Genomic DNA, 14185 nt, shown 5'->3' on the forward strand with positions numbered 1-14185 from the left:
TGAAAAAAAATTATGCTGTTTTAAGCGCTTGTTTAATTAAATTTTCCAAAGAGATATTATCTCCCTCTTTTTTTATAATGCTATCAATACTCTTTTCAGCAACATTTTTAGCGATGCCTAATGTAATGAGTGCGGATAACGCTTCACCTCTGATTAAATTGTGTGAAGATTTTGTTAAGTTCAATAGTGCTTCGTTTCCAACTGGTTCTTTTTTGATTTTATCTTTTAATTCCAGTACAATTCGCTGGGCAGTTTTAAGACCTATTCCTTTTATTGATTGTATTGTCCGTACGTCTTCCTGGACTATGGCTCTGCTTAATTCTTCTGCATTTAATGAAGAGATAATCATCATGGCAGTTCCAGGGCCTACACCAGAGATGGATATGAGGTCAAGAAAAATTTTTTTCTCTGCAATGTGAAAAAAACCAAAAAGTGTATGAGCATCTTCTTTAATATGCAAATAAGTATGAAGCTTAACCTTTTCTTCATCTTTAATTAAAGAATAAGTTTGCAGAGAAATTCTTATCTGGTAACCTATTCCGTTAGTTTCAATTATTACAAAGAATGGGTCTTTGAACGCTAATTTTCCCTCTATATATGCGATCATATTTGCTGATTAATTGTATGGTTCTGAGTATCTACCACAGCTATAGCTGCCATATTTACTATTTCTCTGATAGAGCTGCCAAGCTGAAGTATGTGCACAGGTTTTCTCATTCCCATTAGTATTGGTCCGATTGTTTCAGCCTCTCCGATTTCCTGGAGAAGCTTATAGCAAATATTTCCTGCAGCCAGGTCCGGGAATATAAAAGTATTCGCACCTTCCTGAGCCAGAGCGCTAAACGGGTAATTTTCCTGTTGAAGTTTTGTGTTCAATGCGATATTTGCCTGAATGTCTCCCTCTATAACGAGCTCCGGGAACTTTTCTTTTGCAATTCTTGTTGCCTTTGCAGATTTTTCCGGTACTATCCCTTTAGATGATCCAAAATTTGAATAGGAGAGTACTGCAATACGTGGAGTGAAATCAAAAAAACGGACTGCATTGGCAGTTAATCCTATCAATTCAGCCAATTCTTCTGCATTCGGATTTTCATTTACTGTTGTATCTGCAAAAAAGTATGGTCCTTTTTTATTAAGAATGATATACATCCCGGCTACTTTTTTGGTACCTGGTGCTACTCCGATCACTTGCAGAGCAGGCTTAATTGAAGTTGCATAATCTTTAGTTAATCCTGTGATGAAACAATCAGCCTCTCCCTCGTCCACTAGCATAGCTCCGAAATAATTCCGGTCACGCATCATCTTTTTAGCCTCTTCCGGCGTGATGCCCTTTCTTTGACGCTTTTTATAGAATTTCTCTCCAAAGCTATAGCGTTTCTCTCTCTCTTCAATCGGGCTAATAATTTCACATCCCGTAAGATCAATCATATATTCATGACTCATCTTCCTGATCTTTTCCTTATTGCCAAGTAATACCGGTGTACCTATACCTTCATCAACTATAGTTTGTGCAGCTTTAAGTATTTTGAAATGCTCACCTTCTGCAAGTACGATTCTTTTAGGATTTTGCCTGGCTCTGCTAAAGATGCGGTTCATCAGTTTCTCATCTTTGCCTATTTTCTGCAGCAACTGATCGTGATATAAATCCCAATCAGTGATCTGACTTTGAGCTACACCTGACTCCATAGCAGCTTTAGCTACTGCAGGAGATATCGTGGTGATAAGTCTTGGGTCAAGCGGTTTTGGAATAAGGTAAGTTTTGCCAAAAGAAATTTTTTCATCTCCATAGGCTTTATTCACAATTTCCGGAACTGGTTCTTTAGCCAGGTCGGCAATGGCTTTCACTGCTGCCCGCTTCATGGCTTCATTGATATCCGTTGCTCTAACGTCCATAGCTCCTCTGAAAATATATGGAAATCCCAGAACATTATTTACTTGATTAGGAAAATCGGATCTGCCTGTAGCTATAATGGCGTCAGGCCTTGCTTCAAGTGCGGAAGTATAATCTATCTCAGGTACAGGATTGGCCAATGCGAAGATAATAGGCTGCTTAGCCATTTTTTTCACCATCTCTTTGGTGAGAATATTTCCAGCGGATAGGCCAATAAAAATGTCAGCACCTTCAATTGCCTCGTCAAGTGTATATACATTTCGGTCTGTGGCAAATTGAGTCGTTACAGGGTTCAGGTCAGTTCGGTCTTTTCTCAGAACACCATTAACATCAAGCATTGTGATGTTTTCCAACTTTGCCCCAAGGTCCAGGTAGATTTTTGTGCATGCAATAGCTGCTGCGCCGGCACCACTAATTGTGAAGCGTACAGATTCTATATTTTTCTGAACAAGCTCAAGTGCATTTAGCAATGCCGCCCCTGAGATGATTGCCGTGCCGTGCTGATCGTCGTGCATGACAGGTATATTCATTTGTTCACGGAGCTTTTGCTCTATTACAAAACATTCCGGAGCTTTGATATCCTCCAGGTTAATACCACCAAATGTCGGCTCCAGAGATTTTACTATTCTTACAAATTCATCAGGGTCTGTACTGTCGATTTCTATATCGAATACATCAATGCCTGCGAATTTTTTAAACAAAACGCCTTTGCCTTCCATTACAGGCTTAGATGCGTCTGGTCCGATATTGCCTAGTCCAAGTACTGCAGTACCATTGGAAATTACTCCTACAAGATTTCCTTTTGCAGTGTATTTGTAAACCTCTTCTTTATTCTGATGAATTTCTTTACAAGGCTCTGCTACACCAGGGGAGTATGCCAGTGCGAGGTCGAGCTGGGAAGAGAGCATTTTAGTAGGTACTACTTCAATCTTTCCTGGCTGTCCTTGACTATGATAGTTAAGGGCATCCTCTCTTCTTATATGAATAGCCATAATTTTAGTAAATAATTCGGGTTGTTTTTTTTAAGAGAAGAATTAATTCATTAAAAAAATGTAGGAAGTGCTTTGAACTGTATGCAAAAGAATTTTTGAATCTACTCGCGACAATCTGATCTTCTGAATTTCTTAATTTGTAATCCCCTTTTAAAAATTTGTTTTATAAAGAGTAAAAATAACTAATTAATCTTAAACAATTGTAAGTTTTAATGGCTGAGTTTTGACAGGAATAGGCTTAAAAATCAAAGTAAAAAGGAATAATAAAAATGAGCTGGGGAAATAAAAAAATGCTAAGTTTTAATTGTATTCTTTTAAAACTTAGCATTTGAAAATTTGTATCCGAGCTTGTTAGCTCATTATTAATTTTTGTCCGACTTTGATGTCGTTAGACTTAAGATTATTCAGTTTTTTTAGTTTTTCAACCGGGATATTGTTGGATTTGGAAATAGTCCAAAGAGTGTCACCTGGCTGTACGTAATATACTTTCTTTTTAGGGACATATTTCTTCTTATTACTCTCTGTGTGCTTTGCCAATGTTGGCTTTTCCATTATAAATCCACCTTTGTAGATGGTAAGCTTTTGTCCTGACTTAATGCTAGAGCCTTTAAGCTTATTCCATTTTTTAAGGTCAGAAAGACTTACTTCATATTTGTCTGCAATTTTAGAAAGTACATCACCTTTCTTTACGGTATAATAAACCTTTTTCTTTTGTGCAGTAGCAACTTCACGAGATTTATTTTCAGATGAAGGCTTTGTGCTGGCAAGCTGTACCGATGGTTGGGCAAGATCTTCGTCATTTTCATCACCAGATCTTTTTGAGCTTTCATCCAGAATAGCCAGTTTGTTCATCGCAAAATATTCAGATTTATCTGAAGGTATTCTGACGTGGAAAGGGTAATTGTCCGGAAGATAATTTCTTTTTATAGCTGGATTCAACTTAGTGAATTCATCTTTGCAGATATTCAGTTGATCACAGAACATATCAAGATTTACATATTGATTGATATGCACTGTATCGAAGCGAATAGGATATTCCAGTGAGTCTGCGAAGATATTATGATCCTGCATGTGGTTCATTGTGTAGGTTAGGGCTACGAACTGAGGAACATATCCTCTGGTTTCCTGTGGAAGGAAGTTATAAATTTCCCAGAAAGTATCCTTGTATCCTGATTTTCTGATAGCTTTTCTGACATTACCAGGGCCACAGTTATAGGAGGCCAAGGCTAATTCCCAGTCATCAAAAATATTGTAAAGGTCTTTAAGATATCTGCACGCAGCTTCTGTTGCCTTGTATGGATCTAGTCTTTCATCCACATACTGATCTTGTTTCAGTTTGTAGATTTTGCCAGTGCTTGGCATAAACTGCCATAGACCTGCAGCTCCTGCTCTTGATATTGCTTTAGGATTAAGCCCTGATTCAACAATTGCCAGGTATTTTAATTCCTGAGGCATATTGTGTCTTTTTAGAGCTTCTTCAAAAATTTCGAAATACAGGCGTTTTCTGCGTTCCATTACGACAGAATAGTGTCTGTTACGAACTGTGAAATAATCGATGAAACCTCTAATTTTTTTATTAAAGGTAAGTTTTACATTTTTTTCCAGACATTTTAATCTGTCTGCAATCAACTCATCCGGAACTTCAGGAATACTATCGGCAACTGCCACTGTTGTTTCCTCAGGTTGAGGCGCAACATTGGTAGTCGTATCTTGTTCAGTTGTAAACTGTCCATAAGAAACAGTTGACAGTAAAGTGCAAACAACAAGGATTAACCCCTTTAACTTTCCAGACTTGTTGAATAATTTTTCCATATTAATTTTTGCTAGTTAAGTATTTGGAGAAAGCTAATAAGCTGCTCTCTTCAAATGCTTTTGTCATGATCTGAATACCGATCGGCAAACCTTGGCTGTCGTTTCCGGCAGGCACCGAGATTGCAGGAATTCCTGAGAGGTTCGCCTGAACTGTAAACACGTCGGCGAGGTACATTGAGATGGGATCTTCTGTTTTCTCTCCTATCTTAAACGCTGTAGTAGGAGTGGTTGGTATAACCAGAAAGTCAACATCTGAAAGTATTTTTTCAGTTTGTTCCTTAATCAGTCTTCTGACCTTTTGCGCTTTGGTATAGTACGCATCATAATAACCCGCACTGAGCACAAAAGTTCCAAGCATAATTCTTCTCTTTACTTCTGCTCCGAAGGCTTCTGACCTTGTCTTTTTATAGAGGCTTTGCAAATCAGTAGCTTCAGAACTTCTGTAACCGTATTTTACGCCATCGTATCTGGAAAGGTTGGAACTAGCTTCCGCAGTTGTAAGGATATAATAGGTAGGAAGAATGTATTCCAGCAAAGAAAATTCAACAGGTTTAACTGTATGTCCCTCTTTTTCAAGGGTAGTTAAAATGTCCTTAGTTTTTTTACGGATGTCTTCGTGTACACCCGGACTTTCGACAGACTCTTTTAAATATCCGATCTTTACTTTTTTGCCAAAGTCAAGCGACTTTGAATAAGTCGGAACTTCTTTGTGTGAAACTGTGCTGTCAAAGTTATCGGCACCAGCCATGATCTCAAGTAAAAGAGCTGCGTCTTCTACTGATCTTGAGATGATACCTATAGTGTCAAATGAGGAAGAATAAGCAATAAGGCCGTATCTGGAGATACGGGAATAGGTGGGTTTTAATCCATAGATACCGCAGAAAGCTGCAGGTTGTCTAACAGAACCTCCAGTATCTGATCCAAGAGAAGCAAGACAAAGATCAGCTTGTACTGCTACCGCAGATCCGCCTGAAGATCCTCCGGGTACTCTGGTGGTATCAGCTTCATTTAAAGAGGGACCGAATGCAGAATTTTCATTGGAAGACCCCATAGCAAACTCGTCACAATTTTGCCTTCCAATGATAATTGCATCCTCATCAATAATTCTTTGAACTGCAGTTCCGTTAAACTGAGAAATAAATCCGGACAGAATTTTACTGGAACCTTGAAGTCCATGGTTTTTATGACATAGAACATCTTTTATTCCAATGACCATTCCTGCAAGTTTCCCTGCTTTGCCTTCTTTTATTTTCTGATCAACTTCGATTGCTTTGGCTAATGCTTCTGTTTCATAAACTTCCAGATAAGCATTTAGGTGAGCTTTTTTCTTGATATTACCTAAGTAATATTCTGTAAGCGATCTGCATGAAATCAGTCCTTTGTTAAGGTCTGAACGTACTTCTTCTAAAGAATTATATCTTTTCAATTCCCCTCCCTAATTATTGGTTTATTTTTTATCCTCTTTTGCGCCTTCTTCGATTTCGCTTTTGATTTCTTTAGTGGCGTCTTTAAATTCTCTGATACCTCTTCCTACTCCTCTTGCAAGTTCAGGGATTTTCTTGGCACCAAACAATAATATTACTACGGTAAGGATAAGAAATACTTCCCAGCCTCCCATATTTGGAAGAAATAAGAACATTGAATAAGCCATTTTCTTAGATATTTATAAAATATTAAATAATTTACACAAAGATAGGTAATAAACTGCAGGCCGCAAAACCCAAATCCTGAAGGCAGGAATTGAAATGTGGAAAACTTTCCTTGTAAACTTCTTTTAGTGAGTCAATTATAAATTTGCCTGACTTTCTTCAGGAGATTTTTAATTGCAATTTAATTGGCCTGGTTTATTTAATGTAAAGCCATTTTTCAGGGTCTAATTTTTCATTGTTTTTCCAGATCTGGAATTGCAGTTCAGAAACGTCATTCTTATCTGTATAAATATATCCTAGCGGTGTTTTGGCGTCAATTTCCTGCCCGGTTTTAACCAATACGGTTTTTAGCTTGGCATATACGGAAAAATACTCTCCATGCTGCACCATTACTACGTAATTCATTCCTGGTACCTCAGCTACTGCAATTACTTTTCCTCTAAAGACACTTCTAACCTGTTCATCTTTCAAGGTTTGAATGTCTACTCCCAGATTTTCTACATATACTCCTTTTAATACCGGATGTGGCTGTTTCCCGAAATGGTGGGAGACACTTCCATGAACAACAGGCCAGGGAAGCTTAGCCATATTTCCAGCAAAGGAATTGGACAAATTATTCGCCTCTGGTGTCAGATTTGGTGATACAGGGGCACTTTTACTATTAGACTTTCCCGAATGCTTATCTTTTGCTTCACGTTCTTTTGCTTCTTTAGCGGCTTTTGCAGCTTCTCGTTCTGCTTTTTCTCTTTCTTCTTTTATTAAATCTGTGATGAGTTTTTCAAGTTTCCTGATAGATTTTTTTCTATTCTCTAGTTCTTTAATCAGCTCTTTTTCCTTATTGCTTAATTCTTTTACAACTTCATTTTGCTGAACTTTTAACTCTTCAAGATTTCTGGTCTCAGTCGTTTTATTGTCAATAAGCGCCTGCTTTTCTCTTTTCTTTTGTTCCAGTCTTCTTTTTTGTTTTGCCAAAGAAGCTTTTACTTTTTCTATCACTTCAACCTGGCTTTTTCTCGCTTCAGAATACTGTCTGAAGTATTTTATCCTTTGAAGCATTTGATTGAATGATTCTGAAGCAAAAATAAATGTTAGCTTATCATAGTAGTTATTGACTTTTGAAGCGGTGTAAATCATTTCCGCATATTCATCCTTCAAGACTTCAATATCACTTTCCAAAGCAGCAATAAAGTCTTCAGTCTCAAGAATGTCCTGATCAAGTAATTCAATTTCTTTTGTTATAGAATTGATCAACGCGTTTCTGGCGCTGATTTGCTGGGTAAGTGCAGAAAGCTGTCCTAATGTCGCTTCTTTTTTAGATTTTGTTTCCTGTAGAATTCTATGAGCTTCCTGAATTTTTCTCAGATTTTCTTCTTTTTCTTTTTCTAGTTGCGATTTACTTTTTTGTCCGAAGGCAACAAATGAGGAGAGAAGAAGAAGTAAAAAAATACTAACGGTTTTCAAATCTTCTAGGGACGTTAAAGGGGAAACCGAGCTCTTTTTCAGGGAATTCCACTTTAGTGTAATCAGCGTCGATTGTAGTTTGAAGAACAGTCCCACCTTGCTTGTAATTTAAATTGACCGAAATCTTATTGGGAAAATTATAATTATTTATCGGTGCAAAGTTATCATAATTTATGATGAGATGGTTATGATTTACTTTTTCAGTTAATTCAAGTTTTTTAAGAACCATTGAAACCAATGAAATGAAGTTGGTTGCAATAAGGTTAGTTTTGTGTTGTTCTACAGTGCAAGTGCTTGTTTCAGCGTTTTTTATGATTTTATCATGGTGGTCCCTTTTAAAGGGCATATTTCCAACCAAAAGTGCTTGTATAGTAGGAAGGTCCATTGGCACATTGAATTTGTGACTTAAAAAAGATAAATCATAGGAGGAATACTTATTATTAATTCTGTCAATCATATAGACAGAATCTTTAAGTATAAGACAACGTGCTGCTTCTATGCCAAGAGCAGGAGAAATTGAAAGCCAGACAATACTGTCTTTCTTCATTCTGATATTTACAGTAAAATGAAGATCCTGTTCATTGTCTTTAAAATCTACTTTTGCTTTAGCGGAAAAATAGTTGTAGTCGATTTCTTGAACTGTAAGGTTAATTATCTCTTCCTGAGTTGCTGTTGTAGGCGTCAGATTTTTTTTACAGGAAGAGAATATTAAAGTCAGGCTAAATAAGAAAAAGAGACTTTTAATATTATTCATAAATTTTTTTGTCTCTAATTTTCTTATCAATAAACTCGCTTGTTTCGCCTGCGACTTTGGCTTTTTGCCAGTACTCTAATGCTTTATCTTTCTCTCCAAGCTGGTAGAGTACATCTCCATAGTGCTCGTAAATGGTACCATTGGTTGTGCTTAAAGCTGCCTTTTCAAGGTATATTTTAGCATTAGGATAATCTTTGAGAATATACAGCACCCATCCAAATGTATCCAGGAAAGTAGGTTCGGAAGGATATTCTTTTATAAGTCTTTCACATAATGTTTTTGCATGGTCCAGCTTATCTTTTCTTAAAGAAAGAAAATAACTGTAATTGTTCAATACATGTGCGTTTTTACTGTCAAACTTCAGCACTTCTTCATATGCGTCATCTGATTTTTGAAATTCTTTTGCTCCATTGTAGGCATCTCCAAGCTGCATGAGGAATTGAAGTTTGAGATCATTGTTTGATGAAGAAAGCTTTTTGCCCTCTTCCAGCGCTTCAATTGCTCTGTTATAATTACTTTTCATCAAGTAAGCACCTCCCTTGTATAACCAGAGTACAGCCTGATTTGGGAATATTTCCAATGCCTGTTCAGAATGTCTAATTAAGCTATCACGGCGGTTAAGATCAGAGTCTAACATCAGGATCTGATTCCAGAGATTAAAATTATTTGGATTCAGATTTTTGGACTGGGTGTAATTCAGAAGGGCTTTTTCTTTATTCCCGGCAATAAAATAAACATCGCCACTTGCACCATATGCTGCAGCATCTGAAGGATGTACTTTCTTCAAATCTTCACACAGAAATATTAACTGGTCTTGAGATAGTTTATCAGTTGGAAGTTTTTTAAGATCTTCAAGCAATGTGATTTTGGAGGCAATGTCAACTTCAGGGTTTTGAAATGCTTTAGAAATGGCTTTGAGTGACTTGTCATATTCTCCCTGATTTTTATAGTAGTCAGCCAGAGCGATCCATGCATATCCATTATCCGGCTCTTCTTTCACCAGAGTCTCTAATATAGCGAGACCTTCTTTTTCCTTATTATTAGAATATAGAATTTCAGCCTGTCTTATTTTAAATTCGCTTTCTTCAGGGTAGGCATTGATTAGACTTTCTCCCTCAGCAATAGCTTCTTTAAGTTTATTGCCCTGAAGGAAGATGAGTTGTTTCTGTTTACTTACTTCGGGAGTTTTTCCAAAGTGAGATTCAATTTTGTCATATATCTTTATTGCTTCTTCAACATTATTTGTATACAGGTAAAGTGCTGCAAGATCAAAAAGATAGTCTTCAGTGTCCGGTACTTCTGCAAGAAGTTTTTTTATTACTTTAAGAGCTTCAGGATAGTCCTGTTTTTTCTCATAGATTTCGCCCAAAAGAAGATAGTAGTATTTGTTCTTCGGGTCTTGCTTTAAAGATTTTTGAGCATAGCTGATGGCCTGGTCGTATTTGTCTTGCTGAAGTGCAAGCTTACCCAGCATGTAATTGATCCCGGCATTTTCCGGATTTATTTCGTAGGCTTTCTGAAAATTGCTGAGGGCATCAGCGTAGTTATTTAAAACATACAGCTTCATGCCCTCAGTAAAATAGCCTTCTGCAATCAGATATTTCTCCTTTTTGTCGGCTTTGGATTTTTTTTGGCCAAAACCCTCTTGAACTGACAATAAGTAAAATAGAAAAAATGGTATTGCAAAAGTAACAAGTAATCTTTTCATAAATAATATTAAAGCACAATGGTATTGAAGTCTCCAACACTTAAGTCGGATGGTTTTCCTTCAAAGGTAGCAGAATTTCCAAGCATCGAATTGCTGATGTTGGCGTTCTTAACTAAGGCCTTTTCCTGGATTATAGACTTTTTAACCACAGAATCAGTAATTTTTGTTCCATTTCCAACAGAAACGTAAGGTCCTAATATTGTATTGCTGATTTCAGCATTTTCACCCACATAAACCGGAGGTATGATTACAGAATTTGTAATTTTTGCAGATTTAGCAACAAGTTGCTGATCCTTAATGTAATCCAGATATCTTTCGTTGGTCTGAACAGTAGAGTCTTTATTTCCGCAATCGAGCCATTCGGTAACTTTTCCCGGCTTAAATTTAGTCCCTTTGTTTTTCATATTATCAAGTGCATTGGTAAGCTGATACTCACCTTTGTCCTTGATATTGTTGTCGATAAGGTACTGAAGTTCTTTTGAAAGATATTCTCCGTCTTTGAAATAGTAGATACCTATAATTGCAAGGTCGGATACAAATGTCTCCGGTTTTTCTACAAATTTAGTAATTTCTTCTTTCTCATTCAGAGTTACTACTCCAAATGGTTTTGGATCTTCCACTTTTTGTACCCAGATAATGCCTTCAGAAGCAGTGTCAAGTTTAAAATCTGCTTTAAAAAGAGTATCTGCAAATGCTACCACAAGATTTCCTTTTAGTGATTCTTTTGCACAAAGAATTGCATGAGCAGTACCCAATGCTTCTTCCTGATAGTAAATGCTTCCTTTAGCACCAACTGACGCAGCAATTTCCATCAGTTTTTTTTCTACTTCTTTTCCAAAGTTACCAATGATGAATGCTACTTCGTCTACTTTTGTCCCGCAAACCTTGGCAATATCCTCTACAAGTCTCTGTACAATAGGCTTGCCAGCGATCGGGATAAGTGGTTTTGGAACAGTCAAGGTATGAGGGCGCATTCTCTTGCCCATTCCCGCCATTGGAATAATTATCTTCATACTTAAAAATTAGTTAAGGTTATTATAGTTAAGGATTATATCAAAATATCTCTGCAAAATTATCTGGTTCCGGTACTGCCGAATCCGCCTGCCGCCCTTTGGGAATTGGCTAGCTCCTTAACAGATAACCAGCTAATTTGTTCATATTTACTTATTACCATTTGTGCAATTCTTTCTCCGTCGTTAATTAGAAATTCTTCTGTGGAAAGATTAACCAACAGAACTTTGATTTCTCCTCTGTAATCAGAATCTATAGTGCCAGGTGAATTGAGCACAGTAATTCCGTTTTTAAAAGCAAGACCACTTCTTGGTCTTATCTGTGCTTCATAACCCAAAGGGAGTTCAATAAATAATTTTGTGGAAATCAATGCCCGTTCCATTGGTTTTAATAAAACCGCATTGTCCAGATCAGCCCGCAAATCCATGCCTGCAGAACCTTCTGTCTGATAGGATGGAAGTCCGTGCTTGGAATTATTTATTATTCTTACCTGCATTTTTCAATTTTATAAGTCGGGTAAAAATACAAAAATTATGATGCTTTAAAATTCATTTGCTTTCTTTCAATCAAAAATACCACAAATAGAAATGTGCCAAGCAGAATCACCTGAAAGCCGTAGCTCATAATACTACCTTTCCCGAATGGATAACTGAGTGCTAGTATACTTAAAATAACAGCAAAGGTTAGATAAAATAGTGCGGAACCTATATTATATGGTACAGGAAAATACTTTTTACCCCATAAATAACTTACAGTAGACATTATGAAATAACATATTAATGTGGTGACTGCGCTGCCCATATATCCGAAAAAAGGTATCAGGATAAAGTTAGCAGTGATGGTGATCGCAGCACCAAGGATGCTTATCAGGGTACCAAGCTGGGTTTTGTCTGTTAGTTTGTACCAGATAGATAAATTATAATATATTCCAAGGAAAAGATTGGCCATTAAAAGAACCGGCACTACGAGTATACCTTCTCTGAAAATTTCTCCTCTCAATATTTTTTCAAATAGAGAAAGATTACAGCTGACAACAACATAAAGGAAAGCGCATGCTATCACAAACCATTTCATTACAGTTGCAAAGAGCTCCGGAGCATTTTTGTCTTTGGCCTGAGAAAAAAAGAAAGGATCGGAAGCATATCTGAATGACTGCACTGCCAGAGTCATAAACATGGAGAGCCTGTAACAAGCTCCAAAAATGCCCAAAGCTTCAAGATTAGTTCTGTTTGGGTAAAAGCCTTCTGGTAAAACATATTTAAGAATGATCCTGCTTAGCATTTCATCAACCATTCCTGCAAGTCCAATGAATAGCATCGGAATTGAGTAGACAAGCATAGGCTTAAGTCTTTCCCAGTTAAAATCTATTTTGAAACCTTTAAATGTCTTTAGTAAAAAGAAGATTGTGAAAAAACTTGCTATAAGGTTTGAGATCAGGATGTATTCAACAATATATTCTTCAGAGTAGAATGATTGAATCAATGGTTTCAAAGAAGGCAACTGTTCACCTGCAGCTATTTTTTTGCAGAACACAAGGAAAAAGATATTAAAGCCAACATTTACCAGTATGTTAAATAGTTTAGCTGTTGCAAATACTCCTGCTTTGTTCTGGAGCCTTAGTCTGGCAAATGGAATTGCCAACATCGAATCTATGGCGAGAATAGTCCCGAGAAGGATGAAGTAAGACGAATGTCCTTGATAATCCAAGCCATTTGCAATAGCAGGTGAAAGCAGAAGCACTGCGCCACTCATCAGGAGACTTGAAAAAATCAATGAAGTCTCGGACTGATTAAAAACAGTCTCTTCTGTAAGATTATCTTTAGTGGCAAATCGGAAATATGCAGTTTCCATACCATATAAATACAATATGTTAAAGAAAGCAACATAGGCGTAAAGCTCTGTTATTGTTCCGAACTGCACAGGTACTAAAACAGCGGTATAAAAGGGCACAAGCAAAAAATTGATCGCTCTTCCAAGTATACTGCTTAACCCATAAAGGGCTGTTTGCCCCGCTAATTTTTTGAGAAGTGACATAAATTAAAAAAGGGTTTTAAAACCCTCATTATATTGTATTTAAAGAATTGCTGGACTCAGAAAAACAGGGATTAATTATTTCCCTTTAAATTCTGGTTTTCTTTTATCAAGAAATGCAGAAGTACCTTCGTGGAAATCTTCCGATTTGCAGCATATTCCGAATGAATTGGCTTCAGTCTGGTATCCGTCTTCCTCTTTTGAATAAGCTGCATTGATGCACTCAACAACCTGAGCAATGGCAATTGGAGCTTTATTGGTAATTTTATTTAATATTTCAAGGCATTTTGGTATCAGTTGATCTTTGTCGGTAACATGATTTACCAGGCCAATTGAGTATGCATCGCTAGCAGTAATCATATCTCCGGTCATGATCAATTCAAATGCTTTGCCTTTTCCTACAAGTTGTGGAAGCCTTTGTGTTCCGCCATAACCAGGGAGTATGCCAAGGGTGACTTCAGGAAGTCCGAATTTAGCATTGTCAGAGGCGATTCTTATATGACAAGCCATTGCCAGTTCGCAGCCTCCACCAAGGGCAAATCCATTAACAGCTGCAATTACCGGTTTAGGGCACTTTTCAAAAGCGTCAAAAATCTCCTGACCATATTCGGAAAATTTTCGGGCATTAACTTCCGGTACTTCCGATATTTCTTTTATATCAGCTCCAGCCACAAAAGCCTTTTCTCCAGCACCAGTAAGGAGTACACCTTTAATGTTGTCTTCATCATAAGCTTTCTGAATTGCTTCTTTCAGTTCTTCCAGGGTTTTGTGATTCAACGCGTTCATTTTTTCCACCCTGCTGATGGTAATATGAAGTATTCCGTCTTTTTCTGTTACTGATAAGTTTTTAAAATCCACCATTTGCATAAAAAATAT

Annotated in this window: 12 protein-coding genes; all 12 read right to left on the reverse strand. The window is 37.1% G+C overall.

The window, feature by feature from the left end; all coding sequences use genetic code 11:
• Positions 1–10: 10 nt before the first annotated feature.
• Entirely contained in the window at positions 11–607 is a 597-nt protein-coding gene (gene ruvA, locus K350_RS0118680; protein WP_028981189.1) for a Holliday junction branch migration protein RuvA, read from the reverse strand.
• Complete coding sequence (locus K350_RS0118685) at positions 604–2883, reverse strand: NADP-dependent malic enzyme (RefSeq protein ID WP_028981190.1); 2280 nt, start codon at positions 2881–2883, stop codon at positions 604–606. Before K350_RS0118685 ends, ruvA begins: the two co-directional genes overlap by 4 nt.
• 351 nt (positions 2884–3234) lie before the next feature.
• Entirely contained in the window at positions 3235–4695 is a 1461-nt protein-coding gene (locus K350_RS0118690; protein ID WP_037576409.1) for a lytic transglycosylase domain-containing protein, read from the reverse strand.
• A 1-nt stretch (position 4696) separates the two neighbouring features.
• Complete coding sequence (gatA, locus tag K350_RS0118695; RefSeq protein WP_028981192.1) at positions 4697–6121, reverse strand: Asp-tRNA(Asn)/Glu-tRNA(Gln) amidotransferase subunit GatA; 1425 nt, start codon at positions 6119–6121, stop codon at positions 4697–4699.
• Between the two features lie 21 nt (positions 6122–6142).
• Entirely contained in the window at positions 6143–6346 is a 204-nt protein-coding gene (locus K350_RS0118700) for a Sec-independent protein translocase subunit TatA/TatB (RefSeq protein ID WP_028981193.1), read from the reverse strand.
• Between the two features lie 193 nt (positions 6347–6539).
• Positions 6540–7805: a murein hydrolase activator EnvC family protein gene (locus K350_RS0118705; RefSeq protein ID WP_028981194.1), complete on the reverse strand. Its 1266-nt coding sequence runs from the start codon at positions 7803–7805 to the stop codon at positions 6540–6542.
• Positions 7792–8559 (reverse strand): lipoprotein insertase outer membrane protein LolB1, encoded by a 768-nt coding sequence (gene lolB1 / locus K350_RS0118710; protein ID WP_028981195.1) that lies wholly within the window; start codon positions 8557–8559, stop codon positions 7792–7794. Before lolB1 ends, K350_RS0118705 begins: the two co-directional genes overlap by 14 nt.
• Entirely contained in the window at positions 8552–10267 is a 1716-nt protein-coding gene (locus K350_RS0118715) for a tetratricopeptide repeat protein (RefSeq protein ID WP_028981196.1), read from the reverse strand. Before K350_RS0118715 ends, lolB1 begins: the two co-directional genes overlap by 8 nt.
• 8 nt (positions 10268–10275) lie before the next feature.
• Entirely contained in the window at positions 10276–11280 is a 1005-nt protein-coding gene (locus K350_RS0118720) for a sugar phosphate nucleotidyltransferase (protein WP_028981197.1), read from the reverse strand.
• 59 nt (positions 11281–11339) lie between these two features.
• Positions 11340–11774, reverse strand: a complete 435-nt coding sequence (gene dut / locus K350_RS0118725; protein ID WP_028981198.1) for a dUTP diphosphatase — start codon at positions 11772–11774, stop codon at positions 11340–11342.
• Between the two features lie 35 nt (positions 11775–11809).
• Positions 11810–13312 (reverse strand): oligosaccharide flippase family protein, encoded by a 1503-nt coding sequence (locus K350_RS0118730; protein WP_028981199.1) that lies wholly within the window; start codon positions 13310–13312, stop codon positions 11810–11812.
• Between the two features lie 75 nt (positions 13313–13387).
• On the reverse strand, positions 13388–14170 hold the full coding sequence (locus tag K350_RS0118735) for an enoyl-CoA hydratase/isomerase family protein (RefSeq protein WP_028981200.1): 783 nt from the start codon (positions 14168–14170) through the stop codon (positions 13388–13390).
• Positions 14171–14185 lie beyond the last annotated feature (15 nt).

Origin of the sequence: Sporocytophaga myxococcoides DSM 11118, from assembly GCF_000426725.1 — a bacterium.
GTDB lineage: Bacteria > Bacteroidota > Bacteroidia > Cytophagales > Cytophagaceae > Sporocytophaga > Sporocytophaga myxococcoides.

Excerpts from the sequence above, each read along its gene's own strand:
- lolB1 (WP_028981195.1), bottom strand. The coding sequence starts at position 8,559 with ATGAATAATATTAAAAGTCTCTTTTTCTTATTTAGCCTGACTTTAATA.
- K350_RS0118700 (WP_028981193.1), bottom strand. The coding sequence starts at position 6,346 with ATGGCTTATTCAATGTTCTTATTTCTTCCAAATATGGGAGGCTGGGAA.
- K350_RS0118685 (WP_028981190.1), bottom strand. The coding sequence starts at position 2,883 with ATGGCTATTCATATAAGAAGAGAGGATGCCCTTAACTATCATAGTCAA.
- K350_RS0118730 (WP_028981199.1), bottom strand. The coding sequence starts at position 13,312 with ATGTCACTTCTCAAAAAATTAGCGGGGCAAACAGCCCTTTATGGGTTA.
- K350_RS0118735 (WP_028981200.1), bottom strand. The coding sequence starts at position 14,170 with ATGGTGGATTTTAAAAACTTATCAGTAACAGAAAAAGACGGAATACTT.
- dut (WP_028981198.1), bottom strand. The coding sequence starts at position 11,774 with ATGCAGGTAAGAATAATAAATAATTCCAAGCACGGACTTCCATCCTAT.
- K350_RS0118690 (WP_037576409.1), bottom strand. The coding sequence starts at position 4,695 with ATGGAAAAATTATTCAACAAGTCTGGAAAGTTAAAGGGGTTAATCCTT.
- K350_RS0118720 (WP_028981197.1), bottom strand. The coding sequence starts at position 11,280 with ATGAAGATAATTATTCCAATGGCGGGAATGGGCAAGAGAATGCGCCCT.
- K350_RS0118715 (WP_028981196.1), bottom strand. The coding sequence starts at position 10,267 with ATGAAAAGATTACTTGTTACTTTTGCAATACCATTTTTTCTATTTTAC.
- ruvA (WP_028981189.1), bottom strand. The coding sequence starts at position 607 with ATGATCGCATATATAGAGGGAAAATTAGCGTTCAAAGACCCATTCTTT.